Here is a 12,670-nt window from a genome sequence, read left to right as displayed (position 1 = left end):
TGCCTTCATGCGTCCGCGGCGGCGGGGGGGGGCGGCGGGGCGGACAGAGAACGCGTACTCAGATCGACGGCGGGGCTGACGGCGCCCCGCCCCGCCCCCCCTTACGCGCCCCGCGTTCCCCTGAACGTCATCCGGTACGCGCCCGGCGACACCCCGAGCCCCGCCTGGAAGTGCTGCCTCAGCGACGCCGCCGTGCCGAAGCCCGCGTCCGTCGCGATGCGGTCGACCGTGTGGTCCGTCTCCTCCAGGAGCGCCCTCGCCCGGTCGATCCGGCGCTGGGTCAGCCACTGCATCGGCGTCAGGCCGGTCTCCTCGCGGAAGCGGCGGCTGAAGGTGCGTACGCTCATCGACTCGCGTGCCGCCAACTCGGCCAGCGTCAGCGGCTCGCCGAGGCGCGTCAGGGCCCACCCGCGGGCCCGGCCCGTCGACGCCGTGCGGGGTTCCGCCACCGGGCGGCGGATGTACTGGGCCTGGCCGCCCTCGCGATGTGGGGGTACGACGGTACGGCGGGCCACGTCCGCCGCCACCGCCGCTCCGTGGTCGCGGCGGATCATGTGCAGGCAGAGGTCGATGCCGGCCGCCTCGCCTGCCGAGGTGAGGACCTCGCCCTCGTCCACGTACAGGACGTCCGGGTCGACCGTGACGGTCGGGAAGGTGCGGGCGAACAGGTCCGTGGAGAGCCAGTGCGTCGTCGCCCTGCGGCCGTCCAGGAGGCCGGCTGCCGCGAGGACGAAGGCGCCGGTGCAGATGGAGGCGATGCGGGCGCGGGCGCCTGTGGCGGACTCGAGCGTTGCGGCGAGGGCCGGTGGCAGGGCGCCCGGCAGGAGTGACTCGTCCTCCTCGTGCGAGGCGGGGACGATGACCGTGCCGGCGGTCGTGATGGCCTCGGGGCCGTGTTCCGCGTAGATGGGGAAGTCGGCGTCCGTGCGGATGAGGCCGGGGGTCAGGGCGCAGGTCAGGGGCTTGTAGAGGGGGGCTCCTGAGGGGGAACGGGCGTTGCCGAAGAGCTGGTGGATCAGGCCCAGCTCCATGGGGAGTACGCCGTGTCTTACGAGTACTGCGAGCTTGTGGGGGGTGCGGGTGGTGGGCTCGGCACTCATGGGGTGATCCTCACAGCACTTTCCTTCCCCGACCCCGCCCCTTCCCGACCGTGACATTTGCGGCTCCGCCGCGGGCCGGCTCCGCCGGGACCGATGCGCACCGTCAATCACCGGCTCCGCCGAGTTCGTCCTCAAACGCCGGACGGGCTGAAATCTTCACGCCCCCACCCCCCGCGAAACCGTATAGATCACCAACCCCGCCAACGACCCCACCACCGTGCCGTTGATCCGAATGAACTGCAGGTCACGCCCGATATGCGCCTCGATCTTCTTCGACGTGTGCTCCGCGTCCCAGCCCGCCACCGTGTCCGTGATCAGGGACGTGATCTCGTTCTGGTACGTCGTGACGACGTACACCGCCGCGCCCTCGACCCAGCCGTCGACCTTCTCCCGGAGTCGCGCGTCCGTCGACATCCGCGCGCCCAGCGACAGCAGGGCCGCCCGCACCCGCAGGCGCAGCTCGCTGCGTTCGTCCTCCGCCGCGGCCACGATCATCTGGCGTACCGCGGCCCAGGCCGACGCGATCAGGTCCTGCACCTCGCCGCGGCCGAGCACCTCCCGCTTGAGGCGCTCGACGCGTTCGCGGGTGTCGGAGTCGGACTGGAGGTCGGCGGCGAAGTCGGCGAGGAAGCGGTCGACCGCGCCGCGCGCCGGGTGCTCCGGCATGTCCCGCATCTCGGCGAGGAAGCGGAGCAGTTCCTTGTAGACGCGCTCGCCGACCTTCCTGTCGACGAACCGCGGGGTCCAGCCGGGGGCGCCGCCCTGCACCGCGTCCATGACCGACTCGTCGTGCTCCACCAGCCAGTCGTGGGCGCGTACGCAGACCAGGTCCACGACGCGTTTGTGGCCGCCGTCCGCGACCACCTTCTCCAGCATCTTGCCGATGCCCGGCGCGATCTCCTGGGCGTCGGCACGGCGCGTGATGGCCTCGCCGACGACGGCCTGGACGTCGGAGTCGCGCAGGACCGTCAAGGCTCCGCGCAGCGCCGTCGCCAGTTCGGCCGTCACCCGGTCGGCGTGCGCGGGCTCGGCCAGCCAGCTGCCGAGGCGGCCGCCGATGCCGACGGCGCGCAGCCGGTCGCGTACGACATCGGACGAGAGGAAGTTCTCGCCCACGAAGTCACCGAGCGATGCGCCCAGTTGGTCCTTCTTGTTCGGGATGATGGCCGTGTGCGGAATGGGCAGGCCCAGCGGGTGGCGGAAGAGCGCGGTCACGGCGAACCAGTCGGCGAGCGCGCCGACCATGCCCGCCTCTGCGGCCGCGGCGACATAGCCCGCCCAGGCTCCGGCGCCAGAGTTCTGCGCCCATTTCGCCAGGACGTAGACGAGTGCGACGAAGACGAGGAGGCCCGTGGCGGTGATCTTCATCCGGCGGACACCGCGCCGCTTCTCCTCGTCGGCGGGGCTGTACATGAAGCCGCCGCCGCGCGCCGGGCCGTCCGCGGCGCGTGAAGGGCGCGGCCCGCGGGCATGCTGCCCAGTGTCCGCTTCAGCCGACCGCGCCGCTTCAGCCGACCGCGCCGCTTCCGACACCTGCGCAGACACTCCCGCCACCTGCGCAGCCCGTGCCGCCGCTGCCGCATCCTCCGGATTTGATGGTTCCGTACGATCCACTCAATCCACCTGGCCCGTTCGCGTCGTCCTCATCCGCATTGTCCCCATCTCTGCGCGTCCCTTCCTGGCGAGCGCGTCCCTTCCTGACGACTCCTGGAACGGACGACAAGTTCCCGGCGTCTCATTGGTCGGAGGGGGGCAGTGTCGGCCGCCTCACGGCCCATGACGCATCATGGGGTGATCACATCGGAGCCTCGGGCTCCCCCTGCTCGAGGAGACACAGCCCGCATGACCAAGCGTCACGGTTATGCCCTGCTTGCCGCGGTCCTCGCGGTGATAGTGGTGATTTCTGCCGCCATATACGTCGGTGTGTCGCGCACCGACGACGGTTCGCAGGACACCATCAGCGCGGGTCCGCGCTCTCCGCGCAACTCCGCGGCGCCTGCCTCGGCGGGCACCTGGGTCGGCACCTGGGCGGCGTCCCCCGCGGCCGCCGAACCGAACACGCATCAGCGCGGTTTCGCGGGCCGCACGATCCGTAACGTCGTGCACACCAGCGTCGGCGGCGACAGCGCCCGCATCACCCTGTCGAACCTGTACGGCCGGCAGCCGCTGAGCATCACGCACGCCTCGATCGCCGTCGCCGCCGGGTCGAACAACCCGGCCGTGTCGCCGGGCACGCTGCGCCGCCTGAACTTCAACGGCAACACGTCGGTGGTGATCCCCGCCGGTGAGCAGGTGATGAGCGACGCGGTCCGGCTGCGGGTGCCGCACGACGGTGATCTGCTGGTCACGACGTTCTCGCCGACCCCGTCGGGCCCGGTCACCTTCCACCCGCACGCCCGCCAGGTCAGCTTCGTCGCCGACGGCGACCGTACGGAGGACCCGAACGGCCAGGCGTTCGCCCAGCAGAGCACCTCGTGGCGCTATCTGTCGGCCGTGGACGTCCTGAGCAACGAGTCGGACGGCACCGTCGTCGTCTTCGGCGACTCGCTCACCGACGGCATCTCCTCCACCATGGGCGCCAACGCCCGCTGGACCGACGCACTGGCCGACCGGCTGCGCGACGAGTCGGGCGCCCCGCGCTACGGCGTCGTGAACGAGGGCATCAGCGGCAACCGCGTCCTCTCGGACGGCAACGGCACCCCCGCCGACAACCCGAGCGGCCTCTCCCGCTTCGACCGGGACGTACTGAACCGAACGGGTGTCAAGGCCGTCGTGATCGCGCTCGGCGTCAACGACATCCTCCGTAACCCGCACCAGAACGACCCCGACCGGATCGTCGAGGGCCTGCGCGAGCTGACCCGGCAGGCGCACACCCGCGGGCTGCGGGTCGTCGGGGCCACGCTCATGCCGTTCGGCGGACACCGGGGGTACGAGACGGAGCTGGAGAACGTGCGGCAGGCCGTGAACAAGGAGATCCGGGAGGGCAAGGTCTTCGACGAGTTCGTCGACTTCGACAAGGCCTTGCGGGATCCGTACGACCCCCGCAAGCTGCGCGCCCAGTACGACTCGGGCGATCACCTGCACCCCAGCGACGCCGGCTACCGCAAGATGGCCGAGACGTTCAACCTGGCGCACCTGCGGGGCTCCGCGGCCGCCGAGCTGTAGACAGCGGACCAGGCCGGCCGGGGGTCCAACCCGCCCCCGGCACCCCCGAACGCTCACTCCGGCTCCCGGCGCTCATCGCGCCTGCGCCGGTGCTACTCGCCGCCTCCGCCGCCGTAGTCCCCGGGCGACGGGTGCGATGAATCGCCCTTCCGGTGACGCTGCTCGATCGCTTGGCGCTTGCGCTCCGCGTGCATCTCGCGCCACTCCTCGCGGCGCTCCAGGCGCTCGCGGCGCCGCCGCTCCTTCATCCGCAGCTTCTCTTCCTTGAGCCGCAGCTTCTCCTGCCTGCGCACCTTGCGGTCCACGCCGACGCCGCCCATCAGGGCGAAGCCCTTGACGAGGACGCGCGGGGAGTCGGGGGTGCCCACGCCCGTCGCGTTGTCGTCGAAGCCGCCCATGATGCCGAAGCCCTTGACGACGACGTTCATCTCCGGCGGCACGACGACCTGCAGCCCGCCCATGATCGTGTAGCAGCGGATCTCGACGTCGCGCGTCGCGAACCGCGCCTCGCGCAGGTCGATCTCGCCGCCGCCCCACATCGCGAACGCGGTGAACGTCCGCCCGACCGTCCAGCCGCCCTTGCGGGTGAAGCCGCTCCAGAAGGCGAAGGCGCCGGTCGACGTGGCCTCGCCGCCCATCCGCTCGGCCCAGTCGATGGCGTCGGGGTCGTCGCTCACCGACCGCTTCACCATGGACACCCGGCCGGGGTGTGAGGGGAGATCGCGGGTGATGGGCGCCAACTCGCCGTACGTACGCGCCTTGTACGTCGCGTCGAGGCGCTCCTCGAACTCCGTCATGTCGAGGCGGCCCTCGGCCATCGCGTCCCGGAGTTGTTCGGCGACCCGCTCGCGGTCGGCGTCGGATGCCCGGAGTTCGGGGAGTTCTTCACTCATGCGGAGCAGCCTACGAGACTCATGAAGGACAGCCTACGAAGTCACCTTCTCCGCGTACATCTTGGCGATGACCGCCTCGATGTCGGGCTCCCTGACCGAGAGGTCGGCCAGCGGATACTCGGCCGCTATCCGCGCGACAAGCGGAGCCGCCGACTCCGCCGCCGGGAAGGCGAGCCACTGCCGCGGCCCCTCCACCTTCACCACACGCGCCCCGTCGACCTCGATGGGCAAGAGCTCACGCTCCAGGTCCACGACCAGGGTGCGCTCGCTCTCCCCCACCTCGTGCAGCCCCGCGAGGGCACCGTCGTACATCAGACGCCCGTGGTCGATGACCATCACACGCTTGCAGAGCTGCTCGATGTCGGTCAGGTCGTGCGTGGTCAGCAGGACCGTCGTACCCGACTCGGCGTTCAAGTCCCGCAGGAACTCCCGGACTTTGGCCTTGCTGATGACATCCAGGCCGATCGTCGGTTCGTCCAGGTACAGGACCTCCGGATCGTGAAGGAGCGCCGCCGCGATATCGCCGCGCATCCGCTGCCCGAGCGAGAGTTGACGCACCGGGACGTCCAACAGCGCGTCGAGTTCGAGGAGTTCGACGCACCGGTCCAGGTTCTCCTTGTATCGGGCGTCCGGGATCCGGTACATCCGGTGCATCAGACGGTACGAGTCGATCAGCGGCAGGTCCCACCACAGCGTCGTACGCTGCCCGAAGACCACCCCGATGCGCTGGGCCAGGCGCGTCCGCTCACGAGTGGGGCCTCCCCTGCTCGAGCGAAGTCGAGAGCTTGGGGAAGGGTCGATGCCCGCGACGCGCAGCCGCCCGCCGCTCGGCGTCAGAATCCCCGTCAGCATCTTGATCGTCGTCGACTTGCCCGCGCCGTTCGGCCCGATGTAGCCGACCATCTCGCCGCGGGACACGGTGAAGGAGATGCCGTCCACGGCACGCACCTCGTGCTTCGCCCGCCGCAGGAAACCGGTCTTCTTGCGTACGTCGAAGACCTTCTCGACGCCGTCGAGCTCAATGAGGTCTGCTTCCACGGCAGTTCAGCTCCCTGTGCTGCAGTACGAACGAAGGCCCGCCCGCCAGGCGAGACCGGCCAGGGCAAGAGATCCCGCGGCCACCAGCGGCGGCGTGAACGCCACCCACGTCGGCAGGTCCAGCGGATAGGGCCGCCCCAGCACGTACAGCGCGGGCAGCCAGTTCACGAAGGCGAGCGGCAGCACGAAGGTGACGCCCCGCACCAGCTCCTTGGCGAAGACGGTCGGCGGATACTGCAGCAGCGTGGTGCCGCCGTATGTGAAGGCACTCTGCACCTCCGCGGCGTCCTGCGCCACGAACTGGAAGGCCGCGCCCGCCACGAACACCGCCGCGAAGATCCCCGCACCGGCGAGCAGCATCATCGGCACCATCAGGACCTTCAGCGCGGTCCAGTCGATGTCAAGCACCACGAGCGCGTACGCGAGGACCAGCGCCCCCTGGGTGACCCGCCCGAGCCGGTGCAGCCCGAAGCGGTCGGCGGCGACCTGCGCGATGACCGGTGCAGGGCGCACCAGGAGCGTGTCGAGCGTCCCGTCGCGGACCCGCCTGCCGAGACGGTCCACGGACCCGATCGCGAGATCCGCGAGGCCGAACGCCGTGCACGACGTGCCGTACAGGAAGGCGATCTCGGCGAGCGAGTAGCCGCCCAGCCGGTCCACCTGCGAGAACATCAGCAGGATCGCCACGAAGTCGAACGCGGTCACCGCGAAGTTGCCGAACGCCGTCATCGCGAAGGACATCCGGTACGCCATCAGGGACCGGATCCACATGGCCGAGATCAGCCGATAGGCCCGCAGCCCGCTGCGCAGCTGCGCCAGGTCAGCCACCCTGGACCACCACCCGCCGCGTCGCCACGGCCTGCAGCAGCCGCCCGGCCGTGAGCAGCGCCGCCGCCCAGCCGATCTGGAAGGCGTACGTCGCAAGGAGATCAACGCCCGTGTGCTTGCCGAGGAATACATCGGCGGGCACCTGGAGCAGCGCCGACCAGGGCAGCGCGCGGGCGAACTCGCCGAGCGCGCCCGGGAAGACGTTCAGCGGAAGCAGCATCCCCGAGAAGAAGGTGCCCGCCAGCAGCGCCATCTGGGACACGCCCGCGCCGTCCATCAGCCAGAACGCGGAGAGCGCCACCAGGAACCTGATCGCGAAGCTGACCACCATGCCGAGCAGGACCGCCACCAGGAACGCAAGCCAGCGCAGCGCATCCGTGGGCAGCGCAAGCTCGAAGACGAGCGCGCCGACCACCATCGGCACGACACCCCGCCCAAGCAGCTGGAACAGCGCCCGGCCCAGATCGCTCGCCAGCCACCAGGCCTGCAGGTCGGCGGGCCGGTACAGATCGATCGCGATGTCCCCGGTCCGGATCCGCTCGATGAGCTCGCCCTCGAAACCGCCGCCCATCAACGCCATCACCGTGAGCATCGCCTGCCCCAGCCACACGAACGTCAGGGCCTGCGCCTGGTCGTAGCCGCCGAGCCCCGGCCGTTCATCCCAAAGGGCGATGTAGGTGTACGCGAGGATCAGCCCGAAGACGGTATTCGTGAAGACCCCGGCCAGGGTCGCGATCCGGTAGGTGGCGTACCGCCTGAACCCTCCCCGGGCGACGGCCGCGTACAAGCGGAACCGTCCTGTGCGCACACGCATCCCCTTTAGCGAGAGCCTTGCCCAGTTCCGGGCCAAAGGGTCGGAGCCTAGTGCGGTCGATGCCGCCCGTGCCAGGCAATTTCCACGCCCGGCGCGTGCCTGGCGCGGAACGCGCGAATCGACAGTGTGCAATGGCTCGTACGAGGCGTACGTGACGTACGACGCGAACCGGGAGTTCCACCAGACATGAGCAGCGACGAGCCGCAGCAGCAGGGTGCCCAAGGGCCCGAGGGCTGGGCGCCCCGCGAACCTGTGGACACCCCTGGCGCCTCCGGCACCCCTGAAGGCCCGGCGGACGCGCCGGGACCCGAGGGGCAGACAGGACAGACAGGACAGACCGGCAAGAAGGGCAAGAAGCCCAAGCGCCCCAAGCGCAAGGGCTGGCGGCGGATCTTCCCCACCTGGCGCATGGTCCTCGGCGGCTTCATCCTGATCATCCTGCTCTGCGTCGGCGGCTTCGTCGCCGGCTACCTCATCGTCGACATCCCCCCGGCCAACGCGGCGGCCACCGCACAGAGCAACGTCTATCTGTACGCCGACGGCACCCAGCTCGCCCGCGACGGCGAGGTCAACCGCGAGAACGTACCCCTCAGCCAGATCCCCAAGAAGGTCCAGCACGCCGCGCTGGCCGCCGAGGACCGCGACTTCTACAGCGAGTCCGCCATCGACCCCAAGGCGATGATCCGCGCCGCCTGGAACACCGTCACCGGCAAGGGCAAGCAGTCCGGCTCCACGATCACCCAGCAGTTCGTCAAGAACTACTACCTGGGCCAGGAACAGACGGTCACCCGCAAGGTGAAGGAGTTCTTCATCTCGATCAAGCTGGACCGCGAGGTGAGCAAGGACGACATCCTCGCCGGCTACCTCAACACCAGCTACTTCGGGCGCAACGCGTACGGCGTGCAGGCCGCGGCCCAGGCGTACTTCGGCAAGGACGTCGACGACCTGGACACCGCACAGGGCGCCTACCTGGCGACACTCCTCAACTCCCCCAACGCGTACGACGTCGCGACGCACCCCGAGAACAAGGCGCGTGCCGAGGGCCGCTGGAACTACGTGCTCGACGGCATGGTCAAGGAGGGCTGGCTCAGCCCGTCCGAGCGCGCGAACACCAAGTTCCCGAAGCCCAAGGAGGCCAAAGGCGCCTCCGGCCTCTCCGGGCAGCGCGGCTATCTCGTCCAGGCCGTCGAGGACTATCTGACGACCAACAAGATCGTCGACGAGGACACCCTCGCCAAGGGCGGCTACCGCATCACCACCACGCTCCAGAAGGACCGCCAGGACGCCTTCAAGAAGGCCGTCGACGACCAGGTGATGTCCAAGGTCGACAAGGACGCCCGCAAGATCGACAGGAACGTCCGCGCGGGCGGCGCGTCCATCGACCCCGACACCGGCAAGGTCGTCGCGATGTACGGCGGCATCGACTACACGAAGCAGTACGTCAACAACGCGACCCGCCGCGACTACCAAGTGGGCTCCACCTTCAAGCCGTTCGTCTTCACCTCGGCCGTGGAGAACGGCTCGGTCACCCAGGACGGCCGCACGATCACCCCGAACACCATCTACGACGGCACCGACCAGCGCCCGGTGCAGGGCTGGGACGGCGGGACGTACGCCCCCGAGAACGAGGACAACGTCGACTACGGCAACATCACCGTCCGCGAGGCCACCGACAAGTCCGTCAACTCGGTCTACGCGCAGATGGCCGTCGACGTCGGCTCGGACAAGGTCAAGGACACGGCCGTCGCCCTCGGCGTCCCCGAGTCCACGCCCGACCTGACCGCGTCCCCGTCCATCGCGCTCGGCCCGTCCACCGCCAGCGTCCTGGACATGACGGAGGCGTACGCGACGCTCGCCAACCACGGCAGGCACGGCACGTACACGATGGTCGAGAAGGTCACCAAGGACGGCCAGGAAGTCGAACTGCCCGAGCAGAACACCGAGCAGGCGGTGAGCCGCGAGGCCGCCGACACCACCACGTCCATCCTGCAGAGCGTCGTCGACGGCGGCACCGGCACGGCCGCACAGGCCGCGGGCCGCCCCGCGGCGGGCAAGACCGGCACCGCCGAGGAGGACAAGGCGGCCTGGTTCGCGGGCTACACCCCGGAACTCGCCACGGTGGTCGCCGTGATGGGCCAGGACCCGAACACCGGCGCGCACACCCCGCTGTACGGGGCGCTCGGCCAGACCCGCATCAACGGCGGGGCCTACCCGGCGCAGATCTGGGCGCAGTTCACCAGGGACGCCCTGCAGGGCGAGCCGGTCCAGGACTTCGACCTGCGCCTTGAGGAAGGCGCCGACGTACCGGAGATCCCGGACCCGACGGACATCGGCGAGGACCCGACGACCGGCGGAGAGACCACCGGCGGGGAGGAGACCCCCGGCCAGGACCAGGGCCAGACGCAAGGGCAGGACCAGGGGCAGACGCAAGGCCAGACCCAAGGTCAGGACCAGGGCCAGACGCAAGGGCAGGACCAAGGCCAGACCCAGGGCCAGACGGACGGCGGAGCGGTCGACGGCGGCGCCACGGACGGCGGGGCGGTCGACGGCGGCCAGACGGACGGCGGCGCGGCCCAGGGCGGCCAGACCGACGGCGGCGCCACGGACGGCGGCGAGACCGACCCAGGCGCCCTGGGCGGCCTGACGGACGACTCGGCGACCAGAAGGCGGGACGCCTCCGCCGACCGGTAATCAGTGCCCCGAGGTCGCCTTCAGCCCCACGACAGCGACCAACAGCAGAACGACGAAGAAGATCCGGGCGGCGGTGGCCGGCTCACCGAGCACCATCATCCCGACCACCGCCGCACCGGCGGCACCGATGCCGACCCACACGCCGTACGCGGTACCGATGGGCAGCGTCTTGGCGGCGTGCGAGAGCAGCATCATGCTCGCGACGATCCCGAGTCCGGTGAACACGCTCGGCCACAGCCGCGTGAACCCCTCGGTGAGCTTCATCCCGATCGACCAGCCCACTTCGAGCAGACCGGCGACGATCAACAGAACCCATGCCACGACGGCACCTCCGGCAACAGGAACGCGGGAACGCGTTCTTCTTTGGGGGTGCGTCGTCTTTGCGGAATCCCGGTACGGCGCGTCTCGTCGGGTAACTCCAAGGTAGCAAAAGACACGCAAAAGGGGCTGGTGACGATGGTCACCAGCCCCTTGCTCAAGCCCTGGGCGTCCTACCTGACACGACCTACAGATACAAACCGGTCGAGTCCTCGGACCCCTCGAACCGATCGGCGGCCACGGCATGCAGATCGCGCTCGCGCATCAGCACGTACGCCACGCCCCGCACCTCGACCTCGGCCCGGTCCTCGGGGTCGTACAGAACCCGGTCACCGGGCTCCACGGCCCGCACGTTCTGCCCGACGGCGACCACTTCCGCCCAGGCCAGACGCCTGCCGACGGCGGCGGTCGCGGGGATCAGGATGCCGCCGCCCGACTTGCGCTCGCCCTCGGCGGTGTCCTGCCGCACGAGCACACGGTCGTGCAGCATCCGGATGGGCAGCTTGTCGTCGTGGGAACCGCGTCCCTTGCTGTTGGCGCTCACGCCCCGAACCTACCTGCCGTGGGCACGCCCGTACGATCCCGGGTCAGCCCTTGCGGCGCCGCGAGGACAGCGTCAGGACCCCCACGAACGCCACGGCCACCAGCGCCACCGGCACGATGCGCTCGAGCCGGGGCGCCCCGTCGTCACGGACGAGATGCCCCTTCACATCGGAGACGATCCTGCTCGCCCCCACGTACACCCGCCCGAGGGAGTTGTCCACGCTCGCCGCGACCTTGGCCTTGGCGTCCCCGACGATCGTCTTCGGGTGGACCCGCACCCCGATCTCGTCGAGGGTCTCGGCGAGCGTCTCGCGGCGGCGCTTGATGTCCGCCTCGATCTGCGCCGGGGTCCTGATATCCGACGTGTCCGACACCGCGCTGCCTCCGTGGTCGTGTCCGGCTGTCTGTTCCTGCTGATACGTATCCCCGACAGTCTGTCAGCTCCACCCGCACCGCACCCCACGGCACCCCTATTACGCTCGACTCCATCACCAGACGTTGTTACGAGCACCCCGCGCGAGGAGACCGAAGATGAGCGAGCGACTGCAGCCCGGCGACACAGCCCCCGCCTTCACCCTGCCCGACGCCGACGGCAAGGACGTCTCCCTCGCCGCCCACAAGGGCCGCAAGGTCATCGTCTACTTCTACCCGGCCGCGCTGACCCCCGGCTGCACCAAGCAGGCATGCGACTTCACGGACAACCTCGACGTGCTCGCGGCGGCGGGCTACGACGTCATCGGCGTCTCCCCCGACAAGCCGGAGAAGCTGGCGAAGTTCCGCGAGAAGGAAAACCTCAAGGTGACGCTGGTGGGCGACCCGTCGAAGTCCGTCCTAGAGGAGTACGGCGCCTTCGGCGAGAAGAAGCTGTACGGCAAGACGGTGACGGGCGTGATCCGCTCGACGATCGTGGTCGACGAGGCGGGCAAGGTGGAACACGCCTTCTACAACGTGAAGGCGACGGGCCACGTGGCCAAGATCATCAGGGACCTGGGCGTCTGACGTTCTTGTCCGACGGTCGCTGTCAGCCGTCATGGCCCCGCCGGTAGCATGAGCGCCGTACGCGGCCGTGGTGGAATTGGCAGTCACGCTGGGTTTAGGTCCCAGTGGGGTAACTCCCGTGAGGGTTCGAGTCCCTCCGGCCGCACGGACCTTCACGAAGGGGGGGGGGGGGGCCTGCGGGGGGGCTTTTTGTGCGCGCCCGCCCCCCCCGCCCGCCGGGGGGGGGGGGGGGGGGCGGGCCCCCCCCCCGCGGGGAGATGGCTCAGTCAGTAGGAGGACTG

General features: G+C 69.9%; 12 protein-coding genes, 1 tRNA gene and 1 riboswitch. Of the genes, 4 read left to right on the top strand and 9 right to left on the bottom strand.

What is annotated here, in order from left to right; all coding sequences use genetic code 11:
- Positions 1–101: 101 nt before the first annotated feature.
- Together ACFWY6_RS37515 and ACFWY6_RS37510 are read right to left on the bottom strand one after the other, a co-directional pair.
- Positions 102–1,100: a GlxA family transcriptional regulator gene (locus ACFWY6_RS37515; RefSeq protein ID WP_384700205.1), complete on the bottom strand. Its 999-nt coding sequence runs from the start codon at positions 1,098–1,100 to the stop codon at positions 102–104.
- Positions 1,101–1,256: 156 nt separating this feature from the next.
- Positions 1,257–2,513: a DUF445 domain-containing protein gene (locus tag ACFWY6_RS37510; protein WP_384700203.1), complete on the bottom strand. Its 1,257-nt coding sequence runs from the start codon at positions 2,511–2,513 to the stop codon at positions 1,257–1,259.
- A gap of 429 nt (positions 2,514–2,942) precedes the next feature.
- Between ACFWY6_RS37510 and ACFWY6_RS37505 the strand changes: the two genes are divergently transcribed.
- Positions 2,943–4,265 (top strand): SGNH/GDSL hydrolase family protein, encoded by a 1,323-nt coding sequence (locus tag ACFWY6_RS37505; RefSeq protein ID WP_384700201.1) that lies wholly within the window; start codon positions 2,943–2,945, stop codon positions 4,263–4,265.
- A 92-nt stretch (positions 4,266–4,357) separates the two neighbouring features.
- Here ACFWY6_RS37505 and ACFWY6_RS37500 read toward each other — a convergent pair whose 3' ends face one another.
- The 4 genes from ACFWY6_RS37500 to ACFWY6_RS37485 are packed head-to-tail and all read right to left on the bottom strand — an operon-like array spanning position 4,358 to position 7,838.
- Complete coding sequence (locus ACFWY6_RS37500) at positions 4,358–5,158, bottom strand: DUF1707 domain-containing protein (RefSeq protein WP_384700199.1); 801 nt, start codon at positions 5,156–5,158, stop codon at positions 4,358–4,360.
- Between the two features lie 33 nt (positions 5,159–5,191).
- Entirely contained in the window at positions 5,192–6,196 is a 1,005-nt protein-coding gene (locus ACFWY6_RS37495) for an ATP-binding cassette domain-containing protein (RefSeq protein WP_384700197.1), read from the bottom strand.
- A gap of 6 nt (positions 6,197–6,202) precedes the next feature.
- Complete coding sequence (locus tag ACFWY6_RS37490) at positions 6,203–7,024, bottom strand: ABC transporter permease (protein ID WP_384700195.1); 822 nt, start codon at positions 7,022–7,024, stop codon at positions 6,203–6,205.
- Entirely contained in the window at positions 7,017–7,838 is an 822-nt protein-coding gene (locus tag ACFWY6_RS37485; RefSeq protein ID WP_384700193.1) for an ABC transporter permease, read from the bottom strand. Before ACFWY6_RS37485 ends, ACFWY6_RS37490 begins: the two co-directional genes overlap by 8 nt.
- A 186-nt stretch (positions 7,839–8,024) precedes the next feature.
- Between ACFWY6_RS37485 and ACFWY6_RS37480 the strand changes: the two genes are divergently transcribed.
- Positions 8,025–10,529 carry a transglycosylase domain-containing protein gene (locus ACFWY6_RS37480; RefSeq protein WP_384700191.1) on the top strand — a complete coding sequence of 835 codons (2,505 nt, stop codon included), beginning with the start codon at positions 8,025–8,027 and terminating at the stop codon, positions 10,527–10,529.
- Here the strand turns inward: ACFWY6_RS37480 and ACFWY6_RS37475 are convergent, their stop codons facing one another.
- The 3 genes from ACFWY6_RS37475 to ACFWY6_RS37465 form a co-directional block, all read right to left on the bottom strand.
- Positions 10,530–10,850, bottom strand: a complete 321-nt coding sequence (locus ACFWY6_RS37475; protein WP_384700189.1) for a DMT family transporter — start codon at positions 10,848–10,850, stop codon at positions 10,530–10,532.
- Positions 10,851–10,897: 47 nt separating this feature from the next.
- Positions 10,898–10,962: riboswitch (guanidine-III (ykkC-III) riboswitch) on the bottom strand.
- Positions 10,963–11,034: 72 nt separating this feature from the next.
- Entirely contained in the window at positions 11,035–11,337 is a 303-nt protein-coding gene (locus tag ACFWY6_RS37470; RefSeq protein WP_190080540.1) for a co-chaperone GroES, read from the bottom strand.
- 97 nt (positions 11,338–11,434) lie between these two features.
- Positions 11,435–11,764: a DUF3618 domain-containing protein gene (locus tag ACFWY6_RS37465; RefSeq protein WP_384700187.1), complete on the bottom strand. Its 330-nt coding sequence runs from the start codon at positions 11,762–11,764 to the stop codon at positions 11,435–11,437.
- 157 nt (positions 11,765–11,921) lie between these two features.
- On the opposite strand from ACFWY6_RS37465, the gene bcp reads away from it, so the two are divergent.
- Positions 11,922–12,389, top strand: a complete 468-nt coding sequence (gene bcp, locus ACFWY6_RS37460; RefSeq protein WP_360766165.1) for a thioredoxin-dependent thiol peroxidase — start codon at positions 11,922–11,924, stop codon at positions 12,387–12,389.
- A gap of 61 nt (positions 12,390–12,450) precedes the next feature.
- A tRNA-Leu gene (locus ACFWY6_RS37455) sits at positions 12,451–12,534 on the top strand.
- Positions 12,535–12,670: the final 136 nt, after the last annotated feature.

The sequence above is a fragment of the Streptomyces sp. NPDC059037 genome (assembly GCF_042740015.1).
Lineage (GTDB): Bacteria > Actinomycetota > Actinomycetes > Streptomycetales > Streptomycetaceae > Streptomyces.
The sequence above is the reverse complement of the archived record's forward strand: the minus strand, read 5'-3'. Positions and strand labels throughout refer to the sequence as shown.